The 14,343-nt window shown below is 46.3% G+C and carries 10 protein-coding genes; 8 read left to right on the top strand and 2 right to left on the bottom strand.

All coding sequences use genetic code 11. From position 1 onward, the window contains the following. Positions 1 to 427: 427 nt before the first annotated feature. The 8 genes from I5M27_RS01630 to I5M27_RS01595 all read left to right on the top strand — a co-directional run bounded on the left by I5M27_RS01630 (position 428) and on the right by I5M27_RS01595 (position 12,607). The gene (locus I5M27_RS01630) at positions 428 to 5,632 is read left to right on the top strand and encodes a right-handed parallel beta-helix repeat-containing protein (RefSeq protein ID WP_200504286.1); all 5,205 of its coding nucleotides are present in this window, start codon (positions 428 to 430) and stop codon (positions 5,630 to 5,632) included. Between the two features lie 288 nt (positions 5,633 to 5,920). Continuing rightward, positions 5,921 to 6,508, top strand: a complete 588-nt coding sequence (locus I5M27_RS01625; protein ID WP_200504285.1) for a HupE/UreJ family protein — start codon at positions 5,921 to 5,923, stop codon at positions 6,506 to 6,508. 279 nt (positions 6,509 to 6,787) lie between these two features. Continuing rightward, positions 6,788 to 9,130: a M1 family metallopeptidase gene (locus tag I5M27_RS01620; protein ID WP_200504284.1), complete on the top strand. Its 2,343-nt coding sequence runs from the start codon at positions 6,788 to 6,790 to the stop codon at positions 9,128 to 9,130. A gap of 47 nt (positions 9,131 to 9,177) precedes the next feature. After that, positions 9,178 to 9,561, top strand: a complete 384-nt coding sequence (locus tag I5M27_RS01615) for a hypothetical protein (protein WP_200504283.1) — start codon at positions 9,178 to 9,180, stop codon at positions 9,559 to 9,561. Positions 9,562 to 9,633: 72 nt separating this feature from the next. After that, a complete protein-coding gene (locus I5M27_RS01610) occupies positions 9,634 to 9,876 on the top strand; it encodes a hypothetical protein (RefSeq protein ID WP_200504282.1) in 243 nt (80 codons plus the stop codon). Next, positions 9,873 to 10,064, top strand: a complete 192-nt coding sequence (locus I5M27_RS01605; protein ID WP_200504281.1) for a type II toxin-antitoxin system RelE/ParE family toxin — start codon at positions 9,873 to 9,875, stop codon at positions 10,062 to 10,064. The genes I5M27_RS01610 and I5M27_RS01605 overlap by 4 nt, the downstream gene beginning before the upstream one ends. A 260-nt stretch (positions 10,065 to 10,324) precedes the next feature. After that, the gene (locus I5M27_RS01600; protein WP_200504280.1) at positions 10,325 to 10,798 is read left to right on the top strand and encodes a DinB family protein; all 474 of its coding nucleotides are present in this window, start codon (positions 10,325 to 10,327) and stop codon (positions 10,796 to 10,798) included. Positions 10,799 to 11,203: 405 nt separating this feature from the next. Further along, a complete protein-coding gene (locus I5M27_RS01595) occupies positions 11,204 to 12,607 on the top strand; it encodes a serine hydrolase (RefSeq protein WP_200504279.1) in 1,404 nt (467 codons plus the stop codon). A 95-nt stretch (positions 12,608 to 12,702) separates the two neighbouring features. Here I5M27_RS01595 and I5M27_RS01590 read toward each other — a convergent pair whose 3' ends face one another. Together I5M27_RS01590 and I5M27_RS01585 are read right to left on the bottom strand one after the other, a co-directional pair. Next, positions 12,703 to 13,872 (bottom strand): hypothetical protein, encoded by a 1,170-nt coding sequence (locus I5M27_RS01590; RefSeq protein WP_200504278.1) that lies wholly within the window; start codon positions 13,870 to 13,872, stop codon positions 12,703 to 12,705. Then, entirely contained in the window at positions 13,873 to 14,214 is a 342-nt protein-coding gene (locus I5M27_RS01585; RefSeq protein ID WP_234462340.1) for a PadR family transcriptional regulator, read from the bottom strand. Positions 14,215 to 14,343: the final 129 nt, after the last annotated feature.

The raw sequence follows: 14,343 nt of genomic DNA, 5'->3' as shown, positions 1-14,343 counted from the left end.
ACATTTAGAAAGGCGCTGGTATGAAAATTACTTTTCCGATTGAAAAGGATAGCATTTTTCAGACTATGGTTTTTTTAGCAAAAAGCATAGTGTTCCCAAACACATAAACAGGCAGTTAAAACATAGTCCAATCAATCCATCCATTCGGCTCTGTTTCCCCCTTTCATCCGGTTCTGAAAGGTCTTAAAGCTGATTTTCAGGGTTTAGGTAAATATATACCCTTACAATATATATGGTAAACGGCTATTTTTTTATAGTGAACGACAAATCGAAACTGTTTCAAAAACAAAATTTAAAGGTTTTAAAATAACAAAACAAACATGTAGCATTTTGAATTTCAAGCATTTATGACATAAAAATAAAAATCGGGCCAGTTTTTTCAGTAACTTTAAGGCGCAAATTATTTTTCAATCTTTTAATTACTTTAATGAATCAGTACTACTTTCGGAAACAAACCTTCCAGGGTCTGAAACATTACGCCCTTTCCGGGTGTAGCAGGCCTGCCCGCTTCCTCTTATTTATGCTAGCGCTTTGCTTCGCTTTTATGCCGGGCGCAAATGCCCAGGTTACGCCGCAGTTCGCGATAAGCTCAGGCTCCGGCAATAACACTGTACCATTTAACACGAGTTCTAAACGGATTCAGACTTTTTACCTTCCCGGGGAACTGGCGGGAGCAACGCCAGGCAACATTACGCGGGTTTACTTTCAGGCCAGCACTGTTGGAACTGTTAAGCTGAAAGACCTGAAAATCAGCCTGGGGCAAACCCTGGCAACCAGCTTTGGAGGCGCTTCCAAAACCCAGTTCTTTACCAACTTAAGCCAGGTTTATTTCGATACTGCTACCACACTTTCGGTTACGGCTGTAAACGAATGGTTTGCCATTGACCTGACCACCCCTTTCTTGTATGACCCGGCAAAACCGCTGATCGTAGATATGACCATGACTTCCCGAGTTAACGGCAGCATAAACGTGGTTACTTCTTCGGTTTCAGGCCGCCGGCTTACGGCCAGTTCAGTAACCGCTACTACCGGTTCCAGCAACGCCGTTTTAGCTAATTTCGGAATTGATGTAGCCAATACGCCAGCTTGTACAGGTACTCCGGTAGCCGGCAACGTAGTGGCGCCTTTTCTTTTTGTGTGTCCTAATACCAATTTCCAGCTCGACCTGGTTGGAGCTACTATAGGTTCTGATATTACTTACCAGTGGCAATCTTCAACAGATGGAACAACCTGGACCAACATTGCCGGGGCAACTACTTCCCGTCTGACCACTTCGCATGGTATTACTACTTACTACCGTGTAGTTACAACCTGCAGTGGCGGCAGTTCAGCCACTTCTGGCATGGTGGAAATGATAACCAACCCTACCCCAATGAGCGGGGTGTATACTGTAAACCAGAATGTTCCCTTTTCAGCAACCGGTACCTACCCAACTCTGAACGACCTGATGAAGGATCTTTCATGCCGCGGTGTATCAGGTCCGGTTACGGTAAACGTAGTGGCTGGCTCTGGCCCTTACAATGAGCAGGTAATTATTCCTTCTATTACAGGAGCAAGTGCTACCAATACCATTACTTTTAACGGCAACGGCAATACCGTTTCTTTTGAACCAGGCGGTACAAACTATTCAATATTCCGGTTAGATGGCGCTGATTACGTTAACATTAATAATTTTATACTGACTGCTACCGGCTCTTATGGCTGGGTAATTCAGCTTTCTAATGGCGCCGATCATAACGTGATCAGCAATAATACCCTGAACACTTCCCTAACCGGCAGTTCAGAAGCGCTTACAACCGGTATTGTTTTCAGCAATGCCAATGCTGCATTAACGGCCGGCAACACCGGTAACCATAACCTCATTATCGGCAATACGATCCTGGGCGGTTACAAAGGCATTCACCTGGCAAGCGCAGTAACGGCAGCTGGTAATAACCAGATTAAAAACAACATTATTAAGGATTTCTACAATACCGGTATCATGCTGGATGCAGCCATGAATACCCTGGTAGAAAGCAACGAATTCACCCGGGTGACCCGCAATGCAACGACTTCAAACTTCAGCGCGGTAGAATTAAAAAACCATGCGGCAGGTAACACCATTGCTAAAAACCGGATTCACAATACGCACGACCTGGTTACTTCTTCCTCGTATGCTGCTTACCTGATCTACCTGAACAGTAACGATGCGGTGGTTGGGTCAGAGAACATCATCAAAAACAACCTGATCTACAACATTAATAACCCGGGCGTTACCTACGGTATTTACAACAGCGGCAGCGATGGCTCTTTTATCTATAACAACACCATTGTTTTAGACGCTACCACTACGAAAGATGTCCGCGGTTTTGCGCAGAGTACTTCTGCTGCAAACATTAAGTTCAACAACAACCTGATCTACCTGGGTGGCGCTGGTACCGGTGCCAGACACGCCATTCATTTAAATACGGCCGCTTCTTCGGTGACTACAGATCGTAATGCTTATTACATCGATCCGGCTATTGCAAACAGCACGTTTGGTTACTACACCATAGCTTATGCTACTTTGGCTGACTGGAAAACTGCTAATAACGCTGCTTTCGACCAGAACTCTGTATTTGCCAACCCGCTGTTCAGCAACGTGGCCAATGGCGATTTTGCTCCTACTAACTCGATGCTGAACAACCTGGCACTTGCATTAGCAGCGGTTACCGACGATATTACCGGCGCTCCACGCAGCACTACGCCAGACCCAGGTGCTTATGAATTTGTGCCGGTTGGTTTCGATGCCGGGATTCTGGCTTTGGTTTCGCCGGTTACCCCGGCAGTTCCAGGCTTTCAGCAAGCTGTACAAGTTTCGATCAAAAACTACGGTGCAACCAACCTTACCAGTCTGGCAATTAACTGGACGGTGAACGGAGTGGCTCAAACGCCTTTCAACTGGATCGGTTCTTTAGCGGGCGGCCAGGTTTCTGCGCCGGTTACCATTGGTAACTTTACGTTTGCAGCTGGGGTTTACAACCTTGAGTTCTGCACCGCTACGCCAAACAACACTACCGACTCGAATACGGCTAACGACTGCTTTACCACTACGCTTTATGCCTGCGCGCCTTTAGCCGGTACGTATACAATTGACAAAAACAGCCCGGCTTCGGCTACCAATTTCCAGAGCATTTCGGCAGCAGCCCAAAGCCTGAACAATTGCGGCATCAGCGGTCCGGTTGTTTTCAACGTTACCAATGCCACGGGCCCTTATAACGAGCAGGTAGAATTCCTGAGCATTAACGGCAGCAGCGCTACCAACACGGTAACTTTTAACGGTAACGGCAACACCATTTCGTTTGCTCCCACTTCGGCCAACCGTGCGGTTATTAAATTAGACGGTACCGATTTCGTTACGATCTCGAACTTTACCATTGCTACCACAGACCCGGTTTTTGGCTGGGGACTGCACTTTACCAATGGCGCCGACAACAACACAATCAGCAACAACACCATCAGCATTTTGTCTACTTCCAGCGTGGAGTCTAATGCTACCGGTATTGTTTTCTCGAATGCCAACGCGGCCGTTACCATAGCAGGCAATACCGGCAATGGCAACGTAATTTCCGGCAACACCATTACCGGTGGTCATAAAGCTATTCACCTGAACGGCGACCTGACCCTGGCTGGCAATAACCAGATCATTAACAATACGATCCGCGATTTCTACGCTACGGCCATTAAACTGAATGCCGTAAAAGGTACGCTGGTGGAAGGCAACGACATGAGCCGCCCTACCCTGGCCGATGTTGGAACCTGCAGAGGCATTGAAGTAGCCGGCAACTCGCAGCAGACCGTGATCAGCAAAAACCGGATCCATAATACGCACGGTGGTGCTATTACCGGCACTGCCCTGGATACGGATCTATATGCGATTCATTTCAGCTCGAACGATGCTCCGGTTGGTGCCGAGAATATTGTTAAAAACAACCTGATCTACAACACCAACAGCTACGATGCGATCTACGGTATTTACAACGTAGGCAGCGACGGCATGCACGTTTTCAACAACACTTTCGATATTTCCAATGCCAACAACGATGGCGATGTACGTGCTTTCTACCAGACGGTAGTAGCCAGCAACATTCAGTTTGTAAACAACATTGTGAATATGACCAGCAGCGCTACCGGTGCTAAATATGCGCTTTACCTGAATACGACCACTTCTGCCATTATCAGCAACAACAACGTATTTAACGTTACAGTGGGTAACCTGGGCCGTTATGGCACGAGCGACTATCCAACCCTGGCGCTGTGGAAAGGTATTAACAACGGCGCTTTCGACCAGAATTCAGTAGCCGGAAACCCGGTATTTGCCAATGCCGCCGCCGGAAATTACCTGCCGAACGGCCTTAGCATCGACAACGTGGGCCGTCCGGTTGCAGCGGTAACCGACGACATTAACGGCGCGCCGCGCAGCACTACTACGCCGGATGCCGGCGCTTACGAATTCTCTGTTCCGGTAGATAACGTGGGTATTGTGGCTGTTTCGGGCCCGGCGGCTAACTGCGGTCTTTCGGCCCAGGAAAGCATTACGGTAACGATCAAAAACTTTGGTACCAGCACGCAAACCGCTATTCCAGTAACCTATTCGGTAAACGGCGTAGTGAAAGCGAACGAAGTTTATAACGGTTCGCTGGCTTATAATGCAACCGCTAACTATACCTTCACGGTAAAAACGGATATGTCGGTTGCCGGCCCGTACACCATTGTTGCCAGTACAGCACTGAGCGGCGATAATAATGCAGGCAACGATGCCGATACGCTGAAAGTAACGAACTCGCTGATGACATCTTCCAACATCAACATCGACTTCGAAACGGCAGCTAATGGCCTGGACGCACTGCGCAAAGTTGTGAACGCCAGATCTAACGTAAAGGAAGATACGGCGGCCAGCTTCGGCGTGAATTCAACCAAAGGCATTATTATGGATGGCGTTGATCATAACAGCTGGGATATTCCGGTGGGCATTAAAAGCCCATGGGACGTAAATCCGGAGCACTTCTCTGGCGTTTACATGTGTATCATGCCAACTCCGGGCAGCGCTGCCGATTCCCTGATCCTGTCTTTCGACTTGAAACAATTGTTTAAAGCTTCGAAATACAACACCAATTTCCGGGTTACGGTAAACGGCCGTCAGGTTGGTAACACTTACAACCCGCCGATTGGTGGTTACGGCGCTGCCGGAGCAACCTGGTCGCACGTGAAGCTCGATCTTTCTTCTTTCCTGAACCAGCCTTCTATTCAGATAGGCTTGGAGAGCAACGTGAAAGAAGGTTATGCGAACGGAACCGGAACGGCTAACCTGATCGACAACATTAAATTGCAACATTACCGCATTACTACCGGCGTGAAAGAGAACCTGACAGCGAATTTGATCAGCGTTTATCCGAACCCGAACAACGGTAATTTCAAGGTGAAACTGAACGGGCTGAAGCAGGCTGCCAGCCTGGCGGTCTACAACCTGGCCGGGCAGTTAATTGCTACTGAAAACGTGAAAGCCGGTCAACCGGAAGCCAACATGAACCTGCAAGGTCTAGCGGCCGGAACGTACCTACTGAAAGTTACTTCTGAAAATAAAGTAAGCGTTACGCGTTTGATCGTTCAATAATTTTTGCTCACCAGTCTGATAAAAGTCCCGGCAAATTGCCGGGGCTTTTTTTATGGCTCCATTTTCCGGCTTGAGAGTTTTCCGGCTGAAAACCATAGCGTTTTTTTCTCGATTGTTCGAATGTTTGAGATTCGATTGTTCGACTTTTTGGGGCTGAAACCATACCATTTTTGATCGCCGGTGAAACAGATTAAAAGATTTCGCTGACTTTTTAAGCTTGCAAGTATACCGTTTTCCAAACCCGAACTTCAGGCTTATATTTACACGAACAACCACAGATAATTACTCTTGAACGATTCGGTTTTTTCGGCTTACCTGCAACTTGGTTTTCACCACATTTTAAATTTACAGGCTTACGATCACCTGGCTTTTCTGGTAGCGTTGGCCGCGCCTTTTGTGTGGCGCAACTGGCGGAACGTGGTTTTGCTGGCTACGGCTTTTACCATCGGGCATTCCGTTACGCTGGCTTTGGCGGTGCTGCAAATCATTCCGGTAAACGAAAGCTTAATTGAAACGCTGATCCCGGTTACCATTCTTTTTACCAGCCTTTTTAATATTTTCCAGCAAACCAGATTGGGCGCAAAAACGGTAGGGTTTGGCACGCAAAATCTGTTGGCGGCCGGTTTCGGTTTGATCCACGGCCTGGGCTTTTCGAACTACCTGAAGATGCTTTTGGGAAAGGAAAGCAAGCCGGTTTTAGAACTGTTTGCTTTTAACGTGGGCATCGAGATCGGGCAGGTTTTGATTGTGCTGCTGGCTTTGCTTTTGAACACTTTTGCTGCCCGGTTGTTGCCGCGGAAGACCTGGATCATGGTGGTTTCTTCCATAACAGCGCTGGTTTCGGCTTATATTTTATTCGGGATTTTTGCTGACTGAGAATTATTAACTTTCCTTTCATTGCCGTCTGCTTTAGCTGATGGTATTCAGACAGAATCTCTGCCCGGCTTTAGCCAAATTTTCTAAGTATGATTTAGGCTAAAGCCAATTAAAAATCATCTGCTAGTACCGTCAACTATAGCAGACGGCAATGAATTCCTCCATATCCTCCTTTTCGGAAATCTGCTCTAAAAATTGTATCTTGTTCAGCAATGCGCTTTTGCTTTTCTGAAAAAGCATTTTCACATTCCCATTTTTTAATCCGCACAATTATTCATAATGTTGAAACGACTTTTTGCTGCTTTTTTCCTAGCGTTTTCCATTAGCTTCGCCTTCGCGCAAAGCAATACCGACCAGAGTAAATTCCGGCAACTGGGGCAGGAATTGCCTACGCCAAATACCTACCGGACCGCTTCCGGCGCACCGGGCCACCAATACTGGCAGCAGCGCGCCGATTACGTAATTTCCGCCGAACTGAACGATGAAAACCAGTCTTTGAAAGGTACGGAAACCATTACCTATACCAACCTTTCCCCGGATAAACTGACGTATTTGTGGGTACAGCTGGACCAGAATATTTTTGACAAGGAAAGCATTTCGGCTTTGACCCGAACCGGAGAAATCAAGGACCGCATGACGTTTTCGGCGGTGGAATACATGCAGCAGCAGGGATTTGACGGCGGCTTTAAAATTGAAAGCGTGAAAGATGCCAAAACGAACAAGGCGCTGAAATATACGATCAACAAAACCATGATGCGTGTAGACCTGCCGCAAACCCTGAATCCGAAAGGCAGCTACAGTTTCACCATTAAGTGGCACCACAACATTAACAACCAGCGTAAAATTGGCGGCCGCAGCGGGTACGAATACTTTGAAAAAGACGGCAACTATTTGTACCAGATGGCGCAGTGGTTTCCGCGCATGGCGGTTTACGACGATGTGAACGGCTGGCAGCACAAACAATACCTGGGCCGCGGCGAATTTGCCCTGCCTTTCGGTGACTACAAAGTAAGCTTAACCGTGCCGGCCGACCATTTAGTAACTGCTACCGGCGAATTGCAGAACGCCGAACAGGTACTCTCTTCAGAAATGAAAAACCGGTTGAAAAAAGCGGAGAACGCGAAAAAACCGGTGCTGATTGTAAGCCAAAGTGAAGCCGAAAAGAACGAAAAAAGCAAAGCCAGCAAAAAGAAAACCTGGACGTTTACGGCGAAGAATGTGCGCGATTTTGCCTGGGCGAGTTCGCGTAAATTTATCTGGGATGCCATGCAGGTGAAAATCGAAGGCAAACCAGTTATGGCCATGTCGTTTTACCCGAAAGAAGGGAATCCGCTTTGGGGGCAGTATTCTACCGAAGTGATTGCGCACACGCTGAAGGTTTATTCGAGGTTTACGGTGCCTTACCCTTACCCGGTTTGCATTTCGGTGCACGGCGCGGTGGGCGGCATGGAATACCCGATGCTGAGCTTTAACGGCGGTCGTCCGGAGGCCGATGGCACGTATTCTGAAACCACCAAATACGGCATGATCTCGGTAATTATTCACGAAGTGGGTCACAACTTTTTCCCGATGATCATTAACTCCGACGAGCGCCAGTGGAGCTGGATGGACGAAGGCCTGAACACGTTTGTGCAGTATTTAACCGAACAGGAATGGCAGCGCGATTACCCATCCCGCCGGGGAGAACCATACAAAATTGTGGACTACATGAAAAGCGACAAAAGCACGCTGGAACCCATCATGACTAATTCGGAAAGCATTCAGCAGTTTGGCAATAACGCTTACGGCAAACCGGCCACGGCGCTGAATATTCTGCGCGAAACGGTAATGGGCCGCGAACTTTTCGATTATGCTTTTAAGGAATATTCGCGCCGCTGGAAATTCCGCCACCCGATGCCGGCCGACTTTTTCCGGACCATGGAAGATGCTTCGGGCGTGGATCTGGACTGGTTCTGGCGCGGCTGGTTCTACACCACCGACCACACCGACATCGCCCTGGAAAGCGTAAAATGGTATACAATTGACTCTAAAAACCCGAAAATTGAAAACGCCAAAAAACTAAGCGCGCAGAATAACACCCCGAAAACCTTGTCGCAGCAGGAAAACCTGAAAAGCATTACGCGCACGCTGGTAGAGGAAAAACCGGAGCTGAAAGATTTCTACAACGCCTACAATCCGCTGGAAACTACCGCTTCTGATAAAGCGCGTTACCAGGCTTATTACAACTCACTCAGCCCACAGGAAAAAGCTATTCTGGACAAAGGCTTGCACTTTTACGAAGTCGATTTCCGGAATATTGGCGGGTTAATTATGCCATTAATTGTGCAGATGAAATACGACGACGGTACCGAAGAAACGTTAAGAATTCCGGCCGAGATCTGGCGCATGAACAACGAAAAAATAACCAAGGTTTTCATTACTGAAAAGCCGGTAGTGTCGTTTACGCTGGATCCGTTTTTAGAAACGGCGGATATTGATCTGAATAATAATAGTTTTCCAAGACGTTTAGCGCCTTCGCGGTTTGAGTTGTTTAAAGACCGGAATGAACGCGGTACGAATCCGATGCGGGAGCAGTTGAAGCAGCAGGGTTCTGGTGGAGCTGGTGGTAGTAGTGGGGAGTAGGTCTGGAGGAAAAAGGATAGCGTTTTAGTGGTTAAAATATTTATAAGATGAACCAAGTTCAATTAAAAATCTTAAAATATTTATCTAAGCATGATGATGGAAATTTTTATGACGTTAGAAATGCTTTTGGTAAAAAAGATATACCATCAAAAGAATATTTAGAAACAATTCTTGAAGAAGCCCAAGACTATATAGAGCAAGAAAGCATCTACAATTACAAAGGATTACGTATGCTGGGTCGTGATTTCCCGGAAGATTCAACTGAGAATATTTTTGTTAAATCAAGGATTAAACAAAAAGGAAGAGAATACTATAGAACTTATGAGGAAAATATCAAAACTCGTAAGATTGCAATTTACTCTATTGTAATAGGTACATTAATTGGAATTGTTGGGTGGCTTTCACCTAAAATTTTAGAGTTTATTTTTTAATTAAAAGTTCTCAAAAATTGTTCTAAACAAAAGCGTAATTTTCAATTTAATTTTACTTGAAAAGATTTCATTATGGACATACAAGCTCGGAAAATACATTTTGTACAAGAATTCTTGCGGCTGAACAACGAAAAAATCGTAGCTAAATTCGAACAAATCCTGCAATCAGAAAAACAGAAATTATACGCGGCCGAAGTAAATCCCATGTCCATGGAGGAGTTCAATAAAATGATAGACAGCGCCGAAGACGATGCTGCCAATGGCCGTTTCAGAAGCGCCGAAGACCTGGAAAAGGATATTGATTCCTGGTCATGAAAATTGTCTGGACCGATAGTGCAATTGTGCAACTTGAAGCAATTTTCGACTTTTATAAAACAACTGCCAGCCTGGACGTAGCCCGGAAAATTTCAAAAGATCTGGTTAGTAAAACGAAATTATTGCCCAGTCAACCAACAATGGGGCAGCATGAAGTTTTATTGAAAAGCAAGAAAAACGAATATTGATATTTGGTCGAGGGGAATTACAAGCTCATTTACTGGGTTGAAAAAGACATCATTTTTATAGGTGCGCTATTCGATACCCGCCAGGATCCTGATAAATTAAGGAACATTAAAATGTGATTTAAACGCTGCGGTAATATTTCATCAGCGTTTTTTCATCTAAACCCTATCGTTTTCTTTACAAACTTAGCTTTGCATTTGCTTAACTTTCTTCTAAATTCGGGCACCATTTATCCTTATTTTTAACCTACATTCGTCTGAAAATGCACCCGCAAATAGAAACCATTCGCAAAACCCGTGAGGCTTTACTTAACCTCATCCATGATCTTACAATAGAAGAAATAAACGAAATTCCGGCCGGCTTTAATAACAATATTATCTGGAACGTGGCGCACCTGATTGCGGCGCAGCAAGGCGTTTGCTATTTCCGGGCGGGTCTGCCTTTAAAAATTGAAAATGCATTTTTCCTGGCTTACAAACCCGAAAGCAAACCCGAGCAGCGTGTTACTGCGGAAGAAGTAGAAAAGATCAAAGAAATGCTTTTCACTACGTTAGACCAACTGGAAACCGATTATGGGCAAAATATTTTCACCAATTATACGCCCTGGACTACCCGCTACGGCGTAGCCATTCAGAATATCGACGAGGCCATTTCATTCCTGCCATTCCACGAAGGCATTCACCTGGGCTACGTAATGGCGCTGAAGAAAGTGATAAAAAATAAAGTGCTGGTTTAACCGACTTTGAAAGGAAATTAAACGCTGCCGGATTTACCTGGCGGCGTTTTTTTTTGCTTAAAACCATAGCGTTTCAAGCGACCTTCCTTGGGGGTAAAAAAGCCCTAAAACGGTATGGTTTTGCAGGAGAAAACTGCATCGAAAACAGACATTTACCGTCCGGAAACAGTACAGTGTTTTGCCGGAATACTTCTCAGAAACCATTTTTAAAAGCTGTTTTAAATGAAAGCTTACTCTGGCATAGCGGTTGTAAGAGACAGGTGTCCGGAATTGCTGTTGAACTGTTTTAAGACTGGTAAAACCCTCTTCTGAAACGGGCTTTCCAAGCAAATTTTCACTGCTTCCTCCCACCTGAATAACCTGCTTCCGGACAAACCTGATTGGCTACTATTTAACTAAAACTGCATGAGAAAACTTTACTTCCGAAATGGTTATTTCCCGCTACGCTTTTTAGGCGTTCTTTTAGCCGTCCTCCTTTTTTCGGGTTCTTTGCTTACCGCCAATGCCCAGCAGCGCATAACCGGCGCCAAGGCTGCAGTGCTGCAAAATTCGGTCGATAATCTGCGAACCCAGTACCGGGTAAAAGGTATTTCGGCGGCGGTTTACAGTCAGAAACAGGGCACCTGGAAAGGTGTGAGCGGGATTTCGCACGGGGGAGTAGCCATGGATACAGCCATGCTGCTGGGCGCGGGCAGCGTTACCAAAACCTTTATTGCCGCCCAGATCATGAAGTTGGTAGATGCTAATCAATTACAACTTTCCGATTCGCTGCATGAATTTATCGGCTCGCACCAGTACGTAAATCCGAACCTGACCATCCGGCAATTGCTTAACCATAAAAGCGGCCTGGGCGACGTAACGAACGTAGCCTGGGAAGACGCCATGTTCCGCGATCTGAATAAGATCTGGTACATACCCGCCGTGATCGATTCTTTTTTAACGCCACCGGTCGGTGTGCCGGGCGGCCCCTGGAGTTACTGCAACGCCAATTACGTGCTGCTCGGCGAAGTGATCGAAGCGGTTACGGCAGATTCGTTGCACAAAGTTTTGCGTCAGGATCTGCTGGTGCCGCGCACATTGCAGAACACGCACATGGAAGTTTTTGAGCAATACCCGAACCCGACGGCCCATAACTGGGCTGCACCTAACATGAATCCGTTGCAGGCGGTAGATGTTTCGGGTTATTCACGGATCGCGTTGTGGAGTTCGGCGGAGGCGGATGGCGGTTATTTTACCGATGCGTTCGATCTGGCAAAATGGGCCCATGATCTGTATTCAGGCAAGGTGCTTTCCCCTGGTTCGCTGAATGAAATGCTTGCTTTTACGAACGTGAATGGCAGTTATTTTAACGGATATGGCCTGGGCGTGATGCGTTTTCCAACGGCCGGTAAAACCTATTGGGGCCACGCGGGAAATTATTTCGGGTATGCGGCCTGCATGTTGTATTCGCCGCAGGATAGCGTGGCCATTGGCATGCTCATTAACCAGGATATTATTTCGCCGAACCCGGCCCGCGATTTTATGGCTACCGTACTGCAAACTGTAACCGGGCTCTCCGATGATGTAGCGAAACCAACGTTTGCCTATTATCCGAACCCGGCCAGCCAGACCGTAAACTTTTTCTTCCCGGAAAAACGCCCGCAGACCACGCTGCAACTCCGCGACCTGACCGGCAAATTGCTGCACGAAACTTTAATTGCTGAAACCGAATTATTGCTGAACGTGGAAAAATATCCGAACGGGATTTACCTGCTGAATCTGATTTCCGAAGCCGGAACGGTTACCGAAAAACTGGTGATCCAGCATTGATCAGGTAACTGAAATATCTTATGAGAATTCAATAAAAAAACTCCGCTACTTCTACTGCAGCGGAGTTTATTCATTTAAAATCCTAGCGTTTTTTCTTATTTCTGCGCCAGCAAATTTTGCTCATTTTGCAAAACCATGATCTGGATCTGAGTAAAACCATTCAGGGCGGCCAACGTTCTTTCTTCGCTTTTATCGAGCACGGTTTCTTTTACCGGAATGGGTACAAAATTGGGGTTTCCGGTTTTGGCGTTTATTTGATTATAGGTTTCTACCAAACTGCTTAAGGTTTTTAGTTTTTGAGCAGCCGGCAGATCATCTTTGAAATAATCGCGTACCCAACCGTCGGTTAGCAAGGTGTTTTCCTTTTCCAGCTCGGACGGAAGGATTTTACGGCCGGTTTCCCTTTCTAAAATGTAGGCTTTCAATTCTTCGCATAGCGCGTTTATTTTCTGGCTTTGCGCGAAAGCATCCTGTTTTCCGGGGTTCGTTTTCAGGAAATCAGCAACTTGTTTTTGTTCCTGGTGCAGGATCTGTTCGTTGCGCAAAAAATAGCTCGTATTAAGCTCGTTGAGCCTGGTAGAACCTCCCGGCGACCGCACCAAAGACATTAACAATCCCGAACCGGCTACAATTAAAATAGACGTTACAATCGAATTCACTTTGGTTTCGGCGTTGCGGATGCCGGTGAAAAAGTAAACCGGCAGGAACAGCAGCAGCATAATGCCGATGGCCGTTAACCCGAGCACATTTGCCAGGGGCCAGTGCATGAGTTTAAAAAGCGTACTGAGGCTGAACAAAATGGCGCTGAGCGTGCCGGCCGCTAAAATAAACGGACTTTGCGCCTGTTCTTTTTCCTTTATTTTCAGGGTGAAAAGCAGCGGCAGGAAAAGCAGGCTGAACAAGGCAATACCAATCACAATCAATACGCCGGCGCCGGGCCAATGCATAAATTTAAATACGATACCAATACTGAGCACAATGGCGGAAAAAGCCCCGCTGGCAAGCATAATCTTTTTCATGGCATAATAGTTTTTATGGGTTAGTAAAAAAAGCGTTTCCTCCTCTATTTCCTTTAGTTCGGTTTTGTAAAAAGTGCGGATGGTTGCCAAATAAAAGCCTTCGAAATTACCGGTTGCTTCCAGGTTTTGCTCAATGATGCAGCACACATGATCGAGCAGATCCTGCTGCAGGCTTTCCATTTCCAGCCCCCGGCTTTGGATGTCGCGGCTGATGAAATCGATCTGTTCTTCCGAAAGCTGGTACATTTAAATTTGCTGCGGTTTGAGGTCTAACAGAAATTTCATGGTTTCCATAAAGTCGGCCAGCTCGCTTACTTTTTCCTGGGCCTGGGTTTTGCCGGTCTGGCTCAGACTGTAATACTTGCGCACGCGCTTGCCAATGTATTCAGTTTCGGTGGTTACCAGGCCGCTGTCTTCCAGCGCGTGTAAAGTTGGGTACAAAGCGCCTTCCGTTATCTGAATTTTTTCCGAGGTCAGTTCTTTTACTTTCTGGGTGATTTCGTAGCCGTACATGCGCTTGTTGTCGGCTAAAAGCTTCAGGATAATGGTTTTTAAGGTGCCTTTTATGAGTTCGGAGGAATAGATCATTTTCAGGAGGTTGAAAGGAGAACGCAATGATACATAATTTTCTTATGTATTGTACTCATAGGTATTAAAAAAGTTTCAGAACCATGCTGTTTACATTTAAAACACCCTTACCTGACTTTTTAAGAGCTA

The sequence above is a fragment of the Adhaeribacter terrigena genome (assembly GCF_016623615.1).
In the GTDB taxonomy this organism is placed as follows: Bacteria; Bacteroidota; Bacteroidia; order Cytophagales; family Hymenobacteraceae; genus Adhaeribacter_A; species Adhaeribacter_A terrigena.
This window is presented reverse-complemented; position numbering and strand designations above follow the sequence as displayed.

What these genes read in the sequence shown, in the direction of transcription:
- I5M27_RS01630 (WP_200504286.1), top strand. Translation starts at nt 428, where the DNA reads ATGAATCAGTACTACTTTCGGAAACAAACCTTCCAGGGTCTGAAACAT.
- I5M27_RS01620 (WP_200504284.1), top strand. Translation starts at nt 6,788, where the DNA reads ATGTTGAAACGACTTTTTGCTGCTTTTTTCCTAGCGTTTTCCATTAGC.
- I5M27_RS01615 (WP_200504283.1), top strand. Translation starts at nt 9,178, where the DNA reads ATGAACCAAGTTCAATTAAAAATCTTAAAATATTTATCTAAGCATGAT.
- I5M27_RS01610 (WP_200504282.1), top strand. Translation starts at nt 9,634, where the DNA reads ATGGACATACAAGCTCGGAAAATACATTTTGTACAAGAATTCTTGCGG.
- I5M27_RS01605 (WP_200504281.1), top strand. Translation starts at nt 9,873, where the DNA reads ATGAAAATTGTCTGGACCGATAGTGCAATTGTGCAACTTGAAGCAATT.
- I5M27_RS01600 (WP_200504280.1), top strand. Translation starts at nt 10,325, where the DNA reads ATGCACCCGCAAATAGAAACCATTCGCAAAACCCGTGAGGCTTTACTT.
- I5M27_RS01595 (WP_200504279.1), top strand. Translation starts at nt 11,204, where the DNA reads ATGAGAAAACTTTACTTCCGAAATGGTTATTTCCCGCTACGCTTTTTA.
- I5M27_RS01590 (WP_200504278.1), bottom strand. Translation starts at nt 13,872, where the DNA reads ATGTACCAGCTTTCGGAAGAACAGATCGATTTCATCAGCCGCGACATC.
- I5M27_RS01585 (WP_234462340.1), bottom strand. Translation starts at nt 14,214, where the DNA reads ATGATCTATTCCTCCGAACTCATAAAAGGCACCTTAAAAACCATTATC.